Annotated in this window: 14 protein-coding genes; 8 read left to right on the plus strand and 6 right to left on the minus strand. The window is 71.2% G+C overall.

Going from position 1 to position 15336, the window contains the following annotated elements; all coding sequences use genetic code 11:
• Positions 1-398 precede the first annotated feature (398 nt).
• Both groES and groL read left to right on the plus strand, forming a co-directional pair.
• Positions 399-707 (plus strand): co-chaperone GroES, encoded by a 309-nt coding sequence (groES, locus tag ACPU2J_RS20710; RefSeq protein ID WP_030011064.1) that lies wholly within the window; start codon positions 399-401, stop codon positions 705-707.
• A gap of 109 nt (positions 708-816) precedes the next feature.
• Positions 817-2445, plus strand: a complete 1629-nt coding sequence (groL, locus tag ACPU2J_RS20715) for a chaperonin GroEL (protein WP_361591039.1) — start codon at positions 817-819, stop codon at positions 2443-2445.
• Between the two features lie 64 nt (positions 2446-2509).
• Here the strand turns inward: groL and ACPU2J_RS20720 are convergent, their stop codons facing one another.
• From ACPU2J_RS20720 to ACPU2J_RS20730, 3 genes are all read right to left on the minus strand, one after another.
• On the minus strand, positions 2510-3220 hold the full coding sequence (locus ACPU2J_RS20720; RefSeq protein ID WP_423833793.1) for an ester cyclase: 711 nt from the start codon (positions 3218-3220) through the stop codon (positions 2510-2512).
• 84 nt (positions 3221-3304) lie between these two features.
• On the minus strand, positions 3305-4078 hold the full coding sequence (locus ACPU2J_RS20725) for an SDR family NAD(P)-dependent oxidoreductase (RefSeq protein WP_361591035.1): 774 nt from the start codon (positions 4076-4078) through the stop codon (positions 3305-3307).
• A gap of 31 nt (positions 4079-4109) precedes the next feature.
• On the minus strand, positions 4110-4796 hold the full coding sequence (locus ACPU2J_RS20730) for an MOSC domain-containing protein (protein WP_420082375.1): 687 nt from the start codon (positions 4794-4796) through the stop codon (positions 4110-4112).
• A gap of 88 nt (positions 4797-4884) precedes the next feature.
• Between ACPU2J_RS20730 and ACPU2J_RS20735 the strand changes: the two genes are divergently transcribed.
• Positions 4885-5820, plus strand: a complete 936-nt coding sequence (locus ACPU2J_RS20735) for a LysR family transcriptional regulator (RefSeq protein ID WP_361591033.1) — start codon at positions 4885-4887, stop codon at positions 5818-5820.
• 132 nt (positions 5821-5952) lie between these two features.
• Here the strand turns inward: ACPU2J_RS20735 and ACPU2J_RS20740 are convergent, their stop codons facing one another.
• Positions 5953-6279 (minus strand): WhiB family transcriptional regulator, encoded by a 327-nt coding sequence (locus ACPU2J_RS20740; protein ID WP_361591031.1) that lies wholly within the window; start codon positions 6277-6279, stop codon positions 5953-5955.
• Positions 6280-6658: 379 nt separating this feature from the next.
• Between ACPU2J_RS20740 and ACPU2J_RS20745 the strand changes: the two genes are divergently transcribed.
• The 4 genes from ACPU2J_RS20745 to ACPU2J_RS20760 all read left to right on the plus strand — a co-directional run bounded on the left by ACPU2J_RS20745 (position 6659) and on the right by ACPU2J_RS20760 (position 11221).
• A complete protein-coding gene (locus tag ACPU2J_RS20745) occupies positions 6659-7270 on the plus strand; it encodes a response regulator transcription factor (protein WP_003948568.1) in 612 nt (203 codons plus the stop codon).
• 412 nt (positions 7271-7682) lie between these two features.
• A complete protein-coding gene (locus ACPU2J_RS20750; protein ID WP_360873344.1) occupies positions 7683-8312 on the plus strand; it encodes a sigma-70 family RNA polymerase sigma factor in 630 nt (209 codons plus the stop codon).
• A gap of 113 nt (positions 8313-8425) precedes the next feature.
• Entirely contained in the window at positions 8426-9925 is a 1500-nt protein-coding gene (guaB, locus tag ACPU2J_RS20755) for an IMP dehydrogenase (RefSeq protein ID WP_361591029.1), read from the plus strand.
• A gap of 171 nt (positions 9926-10096) precedes the next feature.
• A complete protein-coding gene (locus tag ACPU2J_RS20760) occupies positions 10097-11221 on the plus strand; it encodes a GuaB3 family IMP dehydrogenase-related protein (protein ID WP_030851473.1) in 1125 nt (374 codons plus the stop codon).
• A 70-nt stretch (positions 11222-11291) separates the two neighbouring features.
• On the opposite strand, the gene ACPU2J_RS20765 is transcribed toward ACPU2J_RS20760, so the two are convergent.
• Both ACPU2J_RS20765 and ACPU2J_RS20770 read right to left on the minus strand, forming a co-directional pair.
• A complete protein-coding gene (locus ACPU2J_RS20765) occupies positions 11292-11762 on the minus strand; it encodes a hypothetical protein (protein ID WP_423833794.1) in 471 nt (156 codons plus the stop codon).
• 116 nt (positions 11763-11878) lie between these two features.
• Entirely contained in the window at positions 11879-13108 is a 1230-nt protein-coding gene (locus ACPU2J_RS20770; protein ID WP_361591023.1) for a nucleotide sugar dehydrogenase, read from the minus strand.
• Positions 13109-13337: 229 nt separating this feature from the next.
• Between ACPU2J_RS20770 and ACPU2J_RS20775 the strand changes: the two genes are divergently transcribed.
• On the plus strand, positions 13338-15044 hold the full coding sequence (locus tag ACPU2J_RS20775) for a glycerol-3-phosphate dehydrogenase/oxidase (RefSeq protein ID WP_361591021.1): 1707 nt from the start codon (positions 13338-13340) through the stop codon (positions 15042-15044).
• Positions 15045-15336: the final 292 nt, after the last annotated feature.

A 15336-nucleotide genomic window follows, 5' to 3' on the forward strand; every position in this document is an offset into this window, starting at 1 on the left:
GGGTCCCCGCCCCACACCCCGCCGCCCCCGCCGTCGAATCCCGCCGTCACCCGCGAAGCCACCCCGCAGGGGAACCGCGCACCCCCGTCACAGCAACCGCCGCCACCCGCGCAGCCGCCCCGCAACGGGCCCGCCCCACAGGCCCGGCCGTCACCCGCGAAGCCACCCCGCAGGGGGAGTCGGCCGAGCGGGCCCGCAGGGCGATCCGCAACACCCCGGCAGCGGGAATTGGCACTCCGCTTGACCGAGTGCTAATCGCCGGAATAGTCTCGCACCTGGCACTCACCCCCGGTGAGTGCCAACACAGCGACAGGCAGGTCCGGCACCCGCGACGACGGATCGACCTGGTCGCCACCTCAGACAGTTAACCCCGGATCTCCGAAGGGGGAGGTCGGACAGTGACGACCGCCAGCTCCAAGGTTGCCATCAAGCCGCTTGAGGACCGCATTGTGGTCCAGCCGCTCGACGCCGAGCAGACCACGGCCTCCGGCCTGGTCATCCCGGACACCGCGAAGGAGAAGCCCCAGGAGGGCGTCGTCCTCGCGGTCGGTCCGGGTCGCTTCGAGGACGGCCAGCGTCTCCCGCTGGACGTCACCGTGGGCGACATCGTGCTGTACAGCAAGTACGGCGGCACCGAAGTGAAGTACAGCGGCGAGGAGTACCTCGTCCTCTCGGCTCGCGACGTGCTCGCGATCGTCGAGAAGTAATTCGCTTCACGCACTGCTTTGAGCTGCGCCCCTGGTCACCCCGCTGATTGCCGGGCGGCGAGGGGCGCAGCCCGTTAAACCGAGTTTTCGAGAGGGCTGAACCGCTCCCATGGCGAAGATCCTGAAGTTCGACGAGGACGCCCGTCGCGCCCTCGAGCGCGGCGTCAACAAGCTTGCCGACACGGTCAAGGTGACGATCGGCCCCAAGGGCCGCAACGTCGTCATCGACAAGAAGTTCGGCGCCCCCACCATCACCAACGACGGTGTCACCATCGCCCGCGAGGTCGAGCTGGACGACCCGTACGAGAACCTGGGCGCGCAGCTCGTGAAGGAGGTGGCGACCAAGACCAACGACATCGCGGGTGACGGCACCACCACCGCCACCGTGCTGGCCCAGGCGCTGGTCCGCGAGGGTCTGCGCAACGTCGCCGCGGGTGCTTCCCCGGCCGCCCTGAAGAAGGGCATCGACGCCGCGGTCAAGGCCGTCTCCGAGGACCTCCTCGCGACCGCCCGTCCGATCGAGGACAAGTCCGACATCGCCGCCGTGGCCGCGCTCTCCGCGCAGGACTCGCAGGTCGGCGAGCTCATCGCCGAGGCGATGGACAAGGTCGGCAAGGACGGTGTCATCACCGTCGAGGAGTCCAACACCTTCGGCCTGGAGCTGGAGTTCACCGAGGGCATGGCCTTCGACAAGGGCTACCTCTCCCCGTACATGGTCTCCGACCAGGAGCGTATGGAGGCCGTCCTCGACGACCCGTACATCCTGATCAACCAGGGCAAGATCTCCTCGATCCAGGACCTCCTGCCGCTGCTGGAGAAGGTCATCCAGGCGGGTGGCTCGAAGCCGCTGCTGATCATCGCCGAGGACGTCGAGGGCGAGGCGCTCTCCACCCTCGTCGTCAACAAGATCCGCGGCACCTTCAACGCGGTGGCCGTCAAGGCCCCGGGCTTCGGTGACCGTCGCAAGGCGATGCTGCAGGACATGGCCACCCTCACCGGTGCCACCGTCATCGCCGAGGAGGTCGGCCTCAAGCTCGACCAGGCCGGTCTGGACGTACTGGGCTCCGCCCGCCGCGTCACGATCTCCAAGGACGACACCACCATCGTCGACGGCGCGGGCAGCTCCGACGAGGTCCTCGGCCGCGTGAACCAGATCAAGGCCGAGATCGAGGCCACGGACTCGGACTGGGACCGCGAGAAGCTGCAGGAGCGCCTGGCGAAGCTCGCCGGCGGCGTCTGCGTCATCAAGGTCGGCGCCGCCACCGAGGTGGAGCTCAAGGAGAAGAAGCACCGTCTCGAGGACGCGATCTCCGCGACCCGCGCCGCGGTCGAGGAGGGCATCGTCTCCGGCGGTGGCTCCGCGCTCGTCCACGCCGTGAAGGTCCTGGAGGGCAACCTCGGTCTGTCGGGCGACGAGGCCACCGGTGTCGCGGTCGTGCGCCGCGCCGCCGTCGAGCCGCTGCGCTGGATCGCCGAGAACGCGGGCCTCGAGGGCTACGTCATCACCTCGAAGGTCTCCGAGCTCGACAAGGGCCAGGGCTTCAACGCCGCCTCCGGCGAGTACGGCGACCTGGTCAAGGCCGGCGTCATCGACCCGGTGAAGGTGACCCGCTCCGCGCTGGAGAACGCCGCCTCCATCGCCTCCCTGCTGCTGACGACCGAGACCCTCGTCGTCGAGAAGCCGGCGGAGGAAGAGGGCGACGCCGGTCACGGCCACGGTCACGGCCACAGCCACTGATCGCGCTCCACGTCGAAGGCCCCGTTCCGCAGTCGCGGAGCGGGGCCTTCCCCGTGTTCGGGGCTCAGGTTCCGTAGGGCGTTCCGGTCCCGCCCATCTGGCGTTGCAGGGCTCCGGTGTCGTAGTGCCACCAGCCTTCGGTGATCTCTCCGTCCAGGCACCGGAAGGTGGTGGTCCCGGACATCTCGTACGTCTTCCCGGTCGGTGCGACCCCCATGAACTCTCCCTTGTGGGTGCCGCGCCAGTTCCACACCGTCGTGACCATGTCGCCCTCGGCCACCTGGGCCGTCGGCTCGAAGGTCATGTCGAAGGCCGCGCGCCACATCTCCAGGTCCGAGCGCATGCCCTCGCGCCCGATGACGGTGGACTCCTCCTTGCCGGCGTCGTGGTCGATGTAGTTCACCGCGAAGCACTCGTCGAGGACGCTCATGTCGCCGGCCATGGCGGCTTCCTGGAACACCCGGTTCGCGAGCTGCTTGTTGAGGTGCTCGTCGCGGACGACGTCGAGGTTCATGAACTTCGGCATCCCCTCGCAGAGGGACACCATCTCCTGGAACATCCGGTCCGTCTCGGGGAGCTGAGAGTTCCTCATCGCCTCCTCGTACGAGGCGAACTCCACCATGTCCACGTAGTGGTTCCGGGCCTCGCGGTCCTGACCGATCATCGTGTGCGTGGCGGTGCGCCTGCCGCTGCTCTGTTCCGCCCAGCGGTCTATGAGCGCGTTCATCTCGTCGAACCGCGTCGTCTCGTAATCGATCACTTGTACGAATGTCATCGCGCCGCCTCCCGCAATGGATGGGACAGGTCCATTTTAGGGAGATTTCACCCGATCGGCCGCATCTCGGGGCGGCCGCCACGGCTACTGGGGGCCGTACTTCCGCCCCGTCCGCGAGGACATCCCGCCCAGCAGACCGCGCGGCGTCAGCTTCACCACGCCCATCAGCGCCTTGTACCGCGGATCCGGGATCGACACCGTCTTCCCTCGCGCCAGGTCGGCCAGGGCCGCGGCCACCAGCTTGTCCGCGTCCAGCCACATCCAGCCGGGGATGTTGTCCGTGCCCATGCCGGCCCGCTGGTGGAACTCCGTCCGCACGAAGCCGGGGCAGAGCGCCATCAGCCGCACCCCCGAGCCCGCCATGTCCCGCGCCGCGCCCTGGGTGAACTGCACGACCCACGCCTTGCTGGCCCCGTACGTACCGCGGGGTACGAAGGCGGCCACCGATGCCACGTTGATCACGCCGCCGCGGCCGCGCGAGCGCATCGACTCCGAGGCGGCCGAGGTCAGCCGCAGCACCGCCTCGACGTGCACCTTCAGCATGGTCAGCTCGTCGGCCATGGAGACTTCCAGGTAGCGGCCCTTGTTGCCGAAGCCCGCGTTGTTGACCAGCAGGTCGACCGGGTGCGTACGGTCGCCGAGCCGGTGCTCGACGGCCGCGATGCCCTCCTCCGTGGCGAGGTCGGCCGCGAGCACCTCGGCCTCGATGCCGTGCCGGTCGTGCAGCTCGGTGGCCTGTTCGCCGAGCCGCTTCGTGTCACGCGCCACCAGCACCAGGTTGTGCCCCTGGGCGGCGAGTTTGCGTGCGAAGGCGGCGCCGATGCCCGCCGTGGATCCCGTAATCAGCGCAGTCGTCATAGGCGCAACCTAGCCGCCCCGTCCGACGGCGCTATCGCGCCCCGGCCCCGTCCCCGTACTTCTCGACGTACTGGCGCACCGTCTCGTGGGCCGCCGGCTCCATCGCGGCGCCCGCGGCCAGGGTCCGCGGCAGCAGCGCCCGTTCGGTGGTGAAGGCCCGGAACCAGAACTGCACGGTCACCTCGTGGTCCGCCCGGTGGACGATCTCGATCGGGTCGCCGGGGGAGACCGATCCCTCCCGGACCACCCGCAGGTACGCGCCCGGGCGGGCCTCCCGGGTGAACCGCCTGACCCAGCCCGGCTCGCCGAGGACCCCCTGGAAGGTCCGGCACGGGATGCGGGCGGAGGCCACTTCGAGGACGAGGTCCGAGCCCACCCGCCAGCGGTCGCCGAGCCGCGCGGTGTTCAGGTCGATGCCGGAGGTGGTGAAGTTCTCGCCGAAGAGTCCGCCGGGCAGCTCGCGGCCGAGCTCGCGCTCCCACAGGTCCAGGTCCTCGCGGGCGTAGGCGTAGACGGCCTGGTGGTCGCCGCCGTGGTGGCGCCGGTTGCAGACGGCGTCGCCCTCCAGGCCGCTGCCGAGGCCCTCGGCCTTGGAGCCGGGGGCGAAGACGCGGACCGGCCCGGGGACCGGGCGCTTGCCGATGCCCGTCACCCCGCCCTCGTGGTCGGTGTGCTCGTCCGGCTCGGCGCGGCCGATGTTCACGGAGATCAGATGCATGGGGCCCATGGGACCACGCTAGCCCAGGCATCCCAAAGGGTCCCGGGATTATTCGCGCATCGATGAAAGCGGGCCTTATGCTCGAAGGGTGATCGAGGCACGTCATCTCCGCGTACTGCGCGCCGTCGCCGGTACCGGTTCCTTCTCCGCCGCCGCCCGCGAACTCGGCTGCACCCAGCCGGCCGTCTCCCAGCAGATGAAGGCGCTGGAGCAGTCGGCCGGCACCCCGCTGCTCATCCGCACCGGCCGCGAGATGCGGCTGACCCAGGCCGGCGAGGCGCTGGTGCGGCACGCCGCCGGGATCCTGGCCGGGCTGACGGCGGCCGAGGAGGAGGTCGCCGCCATCGCCGGTCTGCGCGCGGGGCGGGTCCGCCTGGTCTCGTTCCCGAGCGGCAGCTCCACCCTGGTGCCGACCGCGCTCGCGGCGATGCGCGCCGAGCACCCGGGGACCCGCGTCTCCCTGGTGGAGGCGGAGCCGCCGCGGTCGGTGGAGATGCTGCGCGAGGGCGACTGCGACGTCGCGCTGGCCTTCCGCTACGGCGCGGACGGCGGTCCGGCCGGGGCGGGCGGGTCCGCGGGGTCCGCGGCGTCCGTTGCGGAGTGGGAGGACCTGGTCGTGCGGCCGCTGCTGACCGACCGGCTGGTGGGGCTGGTGCCGGAGGGGCACCGGCTGGCCGGGGCGGAGCGGGTGGGCATGGCCGAACTGGCCGGCGAGCCCTGGATCGCGGGCTGTCCGCGCTGCCGCCGGCACCTGGTGGAGGTGTGCGAGGAGGTGGGCTTCACCCCGCGCATCGACTTCGCCACCGACGACTATCCGGCGGTGGTCGGCCTGGTCGGCGCGGGTCTGGGTGTGGCGGTGCTGCCGGAGCTGGCCGTGGAGTCCGTACGGGCCAAGGGTGTGAGCACGCTCGTGGTGGAGCCGGCCGTCGAGCGCGAGGTGGTGGCGCTGACCCTGCCGGACCTGGCGCGGGTGCCGGCCGTGGCCGCGACCATGGCCCAGCTGGAGCGGGCGGCCACGCGCTGACCGTACGCACGGGGGTGCGTACGGCCGAACGCGTGAAACCGGGCCGGGGGGCGACACGCCCGGGCGTGCTGTGTGCGGAGGGTTCGGAGGAAACGTTCCTTCTTGTCGTGCCGGTCGTGGTTCCGTCGGTTCTCAGTCCGGAGTGATCCGTCCGATCGCGCTCGACGCGGGGATGAGTCGGTGCCGGGCGCGGCCCATCAGTTCCTCGCGCTCGTCCTCGGTGAGGCCCCCCCACACCCCGTAGGGCTCACGGACGGCGAGTGCGTGTGCGGCGCATTCCGAGCGAACCGGGCAGCGCATGCAGACCTCTTTAGCCGAGGCCTCGCGCGCGCTCCTGGCCGCACCCCGCTCGCCTTCCGGGTGGAAGAAGAGGGAGCTGTCGACCCCGCGGCAGGCTGCGAGCAGCTGCCAGTCCCAGAGGTCGGCGTTGGGTCCGGGGAGGCGGGAGAAATCTGCCATTGGTAGTCCTCTTGGTGCCGGTACTGAGGCGGATACGGTCCATGTCTCCACACCTACTGTCCGAGTAGATGTAAATATGACTCATTGGGAATCTAGCCTCAGACACGTGCCAAACGGAAGGAAAGCCGCCAAATAGGGCATAGCTCCAGATGGAGGACAGGCGGCTTGCGCCTCCACCGCCGTGTTCGCTTCCTCACGTAGAGTGCCGAAGGTGTCCGTCCGACCCGTAACTCTTTCGAGTGACCATCGTTGAGAGTGCGAAGGCGGTTGAACCGACAAGTTCTCGGACAGGTGTCCGGGGGCATCGACCGCACAGGTGACGATACGTACCAGCCTGGAGGCTCAAGGTGACGCGCATCAGCAGCTGCGGAGGGCGGTCATGACTTCCGTCCTCGTCTGCGACGACTCCCCGCTTGCCCGAGAGGCGCTCCGTCGCGCGGTTGCCACCGTGCCCGGCGTCGAGCGTGTGACGACGGCTGCCAACGGCGAGGAAGTCCTCCGCCGCTGGGGCGCCGACCGCTCCGACCTGATCCTGATGGATGTACGGATGCCCGGGCTCGGCGGTGTGGAGACGGTCCGCCGCCTCCTCTCGGCCGACCCCGGCGCCCGCATCATCATGCTGACGGTCGCCGAGGACCTGGACGGCGTGGCCCTCGCGGTCGCCGCCGGCGCCCGCGGTTACCTGCACAAGGACGCCTCGCGCGCCGAGCTGCGGGCCACGGTCACCCAGGCCCTCGCCGACCCGACCTGGCGACTGGCCCCGCGCCGGCTCCGCTCGGCGGAGATGGGCGCCGCGCCCACCCTCACCGCGCGGGAGATCCAGGTGCTGGAGGGCATGAGCCACGGCCGGTCCAACGCGGAGATCGGGCGCGAGCTCTTCCTCTCGGAGGACACGGTCAAGACGCACGCCCGCCGGCTGTTCAAGAAGCTCGGCGCATCGGACCGCGCGCACGCCGTGGCGCTCGGCTTCCGCTGGGGTCTCGTCCGCTGACCCCCGATGCGGCCGGGCCCGGCCGGGTCCGCCGCGGACCGCGCATCGTCGCGAGCGGTCCCGTCCGCCGCCGACGGACGGGGCGGCGCGCCGCCCCGGTCCTCCTCCGGCGCCCCGTGCCGCCCCGGCGCCCCGTACGTCTCGGGTCGCCGCGCCGCCCCGGGTCGCCGGGCCTTTCCCGTCCCGCCGTACCCGGTGCGCACCCGAGGGTTGGCGGGGCACAATCCGGGAAACGTCTCGCTTCGTGCGCGATGCCGCATCCTTGAGGGTGTGGAGTCTCTCGGGGACCAATCGGCCGAGCGGGAAGGGGAGGGCGCAGATGAAGAGTTCCGGCGCACCCGCTCATAACGCTTCGACGCACAACAAGGGCCACGGTGCCGCGGATGCTCCGGCGTCAAGGCACCATGGACGGATGCGTGACGACGAGGCCCTGGGGTCCCCCGCGGCCACAGGCCCCACCGGCGCCGCCGGAGGCGGCGGTACCGGGGGCGTCAGCGCGCTCGTACGCCGGGCGGTGGAAGGTGACGAGCAGGCCACGCACGACCTGCTCGCCTTCGTCCACCCCCTCGCGATCCGCTACTGCCGCACCCGGCTGTCGCGACTCCCGGGTGATGCCCGCCACTTCGTGGAGGACTTGGCGCAGGAGGTCTGCGTCGCGGTGCTGATGGCGCTCCCGCGCTACCGGGACACCGGCCGGCCCTTCGAGGCCTTCGTCTTCGCCATCGCCGCGCACAAGGTCGCCGACCTGCAACGGGCCGCGATGCGGCACCCGGGCAGCACGGCCGTGCCCTCGGACGAGATGCCCGAGCGGCCCGACGACTCGCTGGGCCCGGAGGAGCGCGCGCTGCTCAGCAGTGACGCGGCCTGGGCCAAGAAGCTGCTGGCCAACCTCCCGGAGAATCAGCGCGAGCTGCTCGTCCTGCGGGTGGCCGTCGGGCTGACCGCGGAGGAGACCGGGCAGATGCTCGGGATGTCCCCGGGAGCCGTCCGGGTGGCCCAGCACCGGGCCCTCAGCAGGCTCCGCGCGCTCGCCGAGCAGTAGGCCGGACGTAGGAACCTACGAATCTTGCGGTTGACCTTGGTCGTGGAATGAGACGCGTCGGGATCCCGTTAGCATGGACATCCGCGCTGAGCAAGACCATTTGGGAAGGTGTCATGACCGCCGACGGAGTGCCCGACAAATTCGCCACGCTCGGACTGACCTACGACGACGTGCTGCTGCTGCCGGGTGCGTCGGACATGGCCCCGGACGACATCGACACCTCTTCCCTCATCTCGCGCAACGTGCGCGTGAACATCCCGCTGCTCTCTGCGGCCATGGACAAGGTCACCGAGGCCCGCATGGCCATCGCGATGGCCCGCCAGGGCGGCGTCGGCGTGCTCCACCGCAACCTCTCCATCGCCGACCAGGCCAACCAGGTCGACCTGGTCAAGCGCTCCGAGTCCGGCATGGTCACCGACCCGATCACGGTGCACCCGGACGCGACCCTGCGCGAGGCCGACGAGCTCTGCGCGAAGTTCCGCATCTCCGGCGTCCCGGTCACCGACCCCGCGGGCAAGCTCCTCGGCATCGTCACCAACCGCGACATGGCCTTCGAGTCGGACCGCAGCCGCCAGGTGCGCGAGGTCATGACCCCGATGCCGCTGGTCACGGGCAAGGTCGGCATCTCGGGCGTGGACGCCATGGACCTGCTGCGCCGCCACAAGATCGAGAAGCTTCCGCTGGTCGACGAGGCGGGCATCCTCAAGGGCCTCATCACGGTCAAGGACTTCGTCAAGGCCGAGAAGTACCCGAACGCGGCCAAGGACAAGGAAGGGCGTCTCCTCGTCGGCGCGGCCGTCGGCGTCGCCGGCGACGCGTACGAGCGCGCCCAGGCCCTGATCGAGGCCGGCGCCGACTTCATCGTCGTCGACACCGCCCACGGTCACTCCCGGCTGGTCGGCGACATGGTCGCCAAGATCAAGTCGAACTCCTCGGTGGACGTCATCGGCGGCAACGTCGCCACCCGCGACGGCGCCCAGTCCCTGATCGACGCCGGCTGCGACGGCATCAAGGTCGGCGTCGGCCCCGGCTCCATCTGCACGACCCGCGTCGTCGCCGGCATCGGCGTCCCGCAGGTCACCGCCATCTACGAGGCCTCGCTCGCCGCGAAGGCGGCCGGCGTGCCGGTCATCGGCGACGGCGGCCTGCAGTACTCGGGCGACATCGCCAAGGCCCTGGTCGCGGGCGCCGACACGGTGATGCTCGGCTCGCTGCTCGCGGGCTGCGAGGAGTCCCCGGGCGAGCTGCTCTTCATCAACGGCAAGCAGTTCAAGTCCTACCGCGGCATGGGCTCGCTCGGCGCGATGCAGTCCCGCGGCGACCAGCGCTCCTTCTCCAAGGACCGCTACTTCCAGGAGGGCGTGGGCGGCGACGACAAGCTCATCCCCGAGGGCATCGAGGGCCAGGTGCCCTACCGCGGCCCGCTGTCCGCGGTCGTCCACCAGCTCGTCGGCGGCCTGCGCCAGTCGATGTTCTACGTCGGCGGGCGCACGGTGCCCGAGCTCCAGGACAACGGCCGCTTCGTCCGGATCACCTCGGCGGGCCTCAAGGAGAGCCACCCGCACGACATCCAGATGACGGTCGAGGCACCGAACTACTCCCGCAAGGGCTGAGCAGGCAGAACGCGCGAGGGGCGGACCCGGGTCACCGGGTCCGCCCCTCGCGCGTGGCGTGCGCGGACGTCGGCAGCCGGGCCGCGGGCGTCCGTACGGCGGGCACGGGAACGCGGCTCTCCGGCGTTCGGGGATACTGGACGGGCAGACCCAGAGGAAAGGCCACCACACGTGACTGAGATCGAGATCGGGCGCGGCAAGCGCGGCCGCAGGGCGTACGCGTTCGACGACATCGCCATCGTCCCGAGCCGGCGTACCCGGGACCCGAAGGAGGTCTCGATCGCCTGGCAGATCGACGCGTACCGCTTCGAGCTCCCCTTCCTGGCCGCCCCCATGGACTCGGTCGTCTCCCCGCAGACCGCCATCCGCATCGGCGAGCTCGGCGGCCTGGGCGTGCTGAACCTCGAAGGCCTGTGGACCCGCTACGAGGACCCGCAGCCGCTGCTCGACGAGATCACGGAGCTGGACGAGGAGTCGGCCACCCGCCGCCTCCAGGAGATCTACTCCGCGCCGATCCAGGCCGACCTGATCCGGCAGCGCATCAAGGAGGTGCGCGACTCCGGTGTCGTCACCGCCGCCGCGCTCTCCCCGCAGCGCACCGCCGAGTTCTCCAAGGCCGTCGTCGACGCGGGCGTGGACATCTTCGTCATCCGCGGCACGACCGTCTCCGCCGAGCACGTCTCCGGCGCCGCCGAGCCGCTGAACCTCAAGCAGTTCATCTACGAGCTCGACGTCCCGGTCATCGTGGGCGGCTGCGCCACCTACACCGCGGCCCTGCACCTGATGCGCACCGGCGCGGCGGGCGTGCTGGTCGGCTTCGGCGGCGGCGCCGCGCACACCACGCGCAACGTCCTCGGCATCCAGGTCCCGATGGCGACCGCCGTGGCCGACGTGGCCGCCGCCCGCCGCGACTACATGGACGAGTCCGGTGGCCGCTACGTGCACGTCATCGCCGACGGCGGCGTGGGCTGGTCGGGTGACATCCCGAAGGCCGTGGCCTGCGGCGCCGACGCCGTGATGATGGGCTCCCCGCTGGCCCGCGCCACCGACGCGCCGGGCAAGGGCAACCACTGGGGCATGGAGGCCGTGCACGAGGACGTGCCGCGCGGCAAGAAGGTCGACCTCGGCACGGTGGGCACCACCGAGGAGATCCTCACCGGCCCCTCGCACAGCCCCGACGGCTCGATGAACATCTTCGGCGCGCTGCGCCGCTCGATGGCCACCACGGGCTACAGCGAGCTGAAGGAGTTCCAGCGCGTCGAGGTCACCGTCGCGGACTCCCAGCACCGCCGCTGACCCCGCGCCGCAGGCGCAACGCCGGAGGGCCGGCACCCCGAGCGGGTGCCGGCCCTCCGGTGCGTCGGGGTCAGGCCGCCGTCTTGCGGGCGGTCTGGAAGGCCGCGTAGCCGCCGATGGCGAAGAAGAGGAAGGTCATCGGGTTGGCCTCCTCCTTCCAGCCGTCGAACAGCACGGTGACGCCGAGGCCGAGGACATCGGGGAGGGAGAGGGCGTTCTGGTCGGCGACGATCATCGCCATGCCGAGGATCTGGCCCGCGAGCACGGCGGCGAGGGCGAGGAGGACGCTCAGGACCGGCAGGACCGGGTTGCGGCCGCCGACCTTGCCGGCGACGACGCCGATCAGGGCGCCGACGGCGACGGCCGCGTAGCCGATCTCGTACTTGGTCGCACCGATGATCGCGCCGTACACCCCGGCGAGGACCAGCGCGGAACCCACCGTCGCGGCGATGCCCAGTCCGAGGTTGCCGCTGCGGGCCGGCGCCGGCGCGGGGGCCGGGGTGTAGGACGCGGGCGCGGGCGGCTGGAAGTTCTGGGTCATGCGGAGGTCCCCCCAGGGATGAAGATCGCACGCCTGCCCTCGGGACATAAGTGCGAGATAAGTGACGCCGAAGGCTAGCAGCCTCGTCGGACATCGCCAGGGGGATTTCCGGGGGGTCAGAGGCGGTGGGCCGCGCCGGCGGGGCTGGCGCCGCGGGTGTCCAGGAGGAGCTGGGCCTTCACCGCGAGACCCTGGAGGTCGTAGGTGCGGTGGTGCTGGAGCAGGATCGTCAGATCGGCGTTCGCGGCCGCCTCGTACAGGGACTCGGCCCGGGGGACCGGCCGGTCGCGCACCCGCCAGCCGGTGATGTACGGGTCGTGGTAGCTGATCAGTGCGCCCAGGTCGATGAGGCGGCTGGCGATCTCCCGGGCCGGGGAGCCCTCCTGGTCGGCGAGGTCGGGCTTGTACGTGACGCCGAGCAGCAGGACGCGGGCCCCGCGGGCGGATTTGCCGTGCTCGTTCAGCAGGGTGGCGGAGCGCTGGATGACGTACTGCGGCATCCGGTTGTTGATCTCCTGGGCCAGCCCGACCATGCGCAGCGGGTGACCGGGGGTGCGGGTGGTGTGGGGGAGGTAGTTCGGGTCCAGGGGGACGCCGTGGCCCCCGACGCCCGGGCCGGGGCGGAAGGCCTGGAAGCCGTACGGCTTGGTCTCGGCGCAGCGGATGACGTCCCACAGGTCGACGCCGAGGTCGTGGCAGAGCACGGCCATCTCGTTCATGAGGGCGATGTTGACGTGCCGGTAGTTCGTTTCGAGGAGCTGCACGGTCTCGGCCTCGCGCAGCCCGCGGGCGCGGACCACCTTCTCGGTGAGGCGGGCGTAGAAGGCGTGCGCGGACTCGGTGCAGGCGGGGGTGAGACCGCCGATCACCTTGGGCGTGTTGGAGATGCCGTGGGTCCGGTTGCCCGGGTCGTGGCGGCTGGGGGAGTAGGCCAGGTGGAAGTCGCGGCCGGCCCGCAGCCCGGAGCCCGCTTCCAGGACGGGGCGCAGGTAGTCCTCGGTGACACCCGGATGGGCGGCGGATTCGAGGATCACGGTGGTGTGCGGGCGCAGGCGGGCCGCGAGGACCCGGCCGGCCTCGCCGACGGCGGAGAGGTCCAGCGCGCGGTCGGCCCCGAGCTGGGTGGGGGCGCAGATGACGGCCGTGCGGACCCGGCCGAGCTCGGCGGGGTTGGTGGTGACCCGGAAGCCGGCCGCCGACATGCGGCGGATCTCGGCAGCGGTGAGAGTGGAGTCCGTGACCGGACCGCTGTCGTAGCCGACCGTCTCGATGCCGGCGGCGACGGCCGCCTGGGCGAGCGGCAGGCCGAGGTGGCCGAGTCCGATGACGGCGAGGTCTGCGGGCATGGGGGTGCCGTCCCTTCCCTGACGTGAGGGGGATGCCGCGCAAGTCCTCCGTGGGGCAGGGGAGCTGGCGCAATGTCAGACTAGGCTTATATATGACAGATATGTCGCATTCTGGAGCGAACGCCACCGTTGTGTTGTCCACAGGCGGTGGCTGATGTGGGTCCGGGGGGTCAGAATCATGAAACGGGGCATGTGAGCGGGATCTCACCCGCACCAACGGGAGGCAGCCGTGAGGACAGCGACACTGGGGCCGGCGCAGCGGGCCGAGGCCCTCACCCGGATGGCCGAGCGAGAGGTGGACGTGCTGGTCGTGGGCGCCGGAGTGGTGGGCGCCGGCACCGCGCTGGACGCCGTCACCCGCGGCCTCTCCACCGGACTGGTCGAGGCCCGGGACTGGGCCTCGGGCACCTCCAGCCGCTCCAGCAAGCTGATCCACGGCGGCCTGCGCTATCTGGAGATGCTCGACTTCGCCCTGGTGCGCGAGGCCCTGAAGGAGCGCGGCCTGCTGCTGGAGCGCCTCGCGCCGCACCTCGTCAAGCCGGTGCCGTTCCTGTACCCCCTGCAGCACAAGGGCTGGGAGCGGTTCTACGCGGGCTCGGGCGTCGCGCTGTACGACGCGATGTCCGTCTCCAGCGGGCACGGGCGCGGGCTGCCGGTGCACCGGCACCTGTCGCGGACGCGCGCCCTGCGGGTGGCGCCGGCGCTGCGCAAGGACGCGCTGGTGGGTGCCCTGCAGTACTACGACGCCCAGATGGACGACGCGAGGTACGTCGCCACGCTCGTGCGGACGGCCGCGGCGTACGGGGCGCACTGCGCCAACCGGGCGAGGGTCGTCGGCTTCCTGCGCGAGGGTGAGCGGGTCGTCGGCGCGCGGGTGCGGGACGTCGAGGGCGGCGTCGAGTACGAGATCCGCGCCAAGCAGATCGTGAACGCCACCGGGGTGTGGACGGACGACACCCAGGCGCTGATCGGGGAGCGCGGGCAGTTCCACGTGCGCGCGTCGAAGGGGATCCACCTGGTCGTGCCCAAGGACCGGATCCATTCGAGCACCGGGCTGATCCTGCGGACCGAGAAGTCGGTGCTGTTCGTCATCCCGTGGGGGCGGCACTGGATCGTGGGGACCACCGACACCGACTGGGACCTGGACAAGGCGCATCCGGCGGCGTCGAGCGCCGACATCGACTACCTGCTGGAGCACGTGAACTCGGTGCTGGCGGTCCCGCTGACGCGCGACGACGTGCAGGGCGTGTACGCGGGCCTGCGGCCGCTGCTGGCCGGCGAGTCGGACGCGACGAGCAAGCTGTCGCGCGAGCACACCGTCGCCCACCCGGTGCCGGGGCTGGTGGTCGTCGCGGGCGGCAAGTACACGACGTACCGGGTCATGGCGAAGGACGCGGTCGACGAGGCGGTGCACGGGCTGGACCAGCGGGTGGCGCCGTGCGTGACGGAGGACGTGCCGCTGGTGGGCGCCGAGGGCTACCGGGCCCTGTGGAACGCGCGGGCGCGGATCGCCGCCCGGACGGGTCTTCACGTGGTGCGGGTGGAACACCTGTTGAACCGCTACGGGGCGCTCACGGAGGAGCTGCTGGACCTGATCGCCGCCGATCCGGGGCTCGGCAAGGGGCTGACCGGCGCGGACGACTACCTGCGGGCGGAGATCGTGTACGCGGCGTCGCACGAGGGGGCGCGGCACCTGGACGACGTGCTGACGCGCCGTACGAGGATCTCGATCGAGACGTTCGACCGGGGGACGCGGTCGGCGCGGGAGTGCGCCGAGTTGATGGCGCCGGTGCTGGGCTGGGACAAGCAGCAGATCGAGAAGGAAGTGGAACACTACGAGAAGCGGGTCCAGGCGGAGCGCGAATCCCAGCGCCAGCCCGACGACCAGACGGCGGACGCAGCACGGCTGGGGGCGCCCGACATCGTTCCGTTGTAACTCCGGAATGCGGAAGGGGGAACCGCAGACCCGGGGGGCCCGTCCGTTGCGGAGTGAGGAACAATGAGGGCTCTGCCGGGGCGGGTTACCGTGAGCCCCGGCCGCCGGGTCGCTCAGCCGCTGGGGCAGGCGGAGCAGCGGCGCGATCGCAGAGGGGACGCATGTCGAAGCCGGAGCACACCGAGTCACCTGCCGTTGCGCCTGCGGCGTCGCTCGAGGGTACGGATTCGGCCGGGGCCGGGTCCGCGGCTGCGCCTGCGTCCGCGGGGGATGCCGAGGGGGCGAAGCCCGG

Source organism: Streptomyces manipurensis, from assembly GCF_049570255.1.
Taxonomy (GTDB): Bacteria; Actinomycetota; Actinomycetes; order Streptomycetales; family Streptomycetaceae; genus Streptomyces; species Streptomyces manipurensis.

Bases quoted from the DNA above. Each gene is read 5' to 3' on its own strand.
- ACPU2J_RS20730 (WP_420082375.1), bottom strand. From the start codon at position 4,796: ATGCATCTGATCTCCGTGAACATCGGCCGCGCCGAGCCGGACGAGCAC.
- ACPU2J_RS20770 (WP_361591023.1), bottom strand. From the start codon at position 13,108: ATGCCCGCAGACCTCGCCGTCATCGGACTCGGCCACCTCGGCCTGCCG.
- ACPU2J_RS20720 (WP_423833793.1), bottom strand. From the start codon at position 3,220: ATGACATTCGTACAAGTGATCGATTACGAGACGACGCGGTTCGACGAG.
- groL (WP_361591039.1), top strand. From the start codon at position 817: ATGGCGAAGATCCTGAAGTTCGACGAGGACGCCCGTCGCGCCCTCGAG.
- ACPU2J_RS20750 (WP_360873344.1), top strand. From the start codon at position 7,683: ATGCGTGACGACGAGGCCCTGGGGTCCCCCGCGGCCACAGGCCCCACC.
- ACPU2J_RS20745 (WP_003948568.1), top strand. From the start codon at position 6,659: ATGACTTCCGTCCTCGTCTGCGACGACTCCCCGCTTGCCCGAGAGGCG.
- ACPU2J_RS20740 (WP_361591031.1), bottom strand. From the start codon at position 6,279: ATGGCAGATTTCTCCCGCCTCCCCGGACCCAACGCCGACCTCTGGGAC.
- guaB (WP_361591029.1), top strand. From the start codon at position 8,426: ATGACCGCCGACGGAGTGCCCGACAAATTCGCCACGCTCGGACTGACC.
- ACPU2J_RS20765 (WP_423833794.1), bottom strand. From the start codon at position 11,762: ATGACCCAGAACTTCCAGCCGCCCGCGCCCGCGTCCTACACCCCGGCC.
- ACPU2J_RS20725 (WP_361591035.1), bottom strand. From the start codon at position 4,078: ATGACGACTGCGCTGATTACGGGATCCACGGCGGGCATCGGCGCCGCC.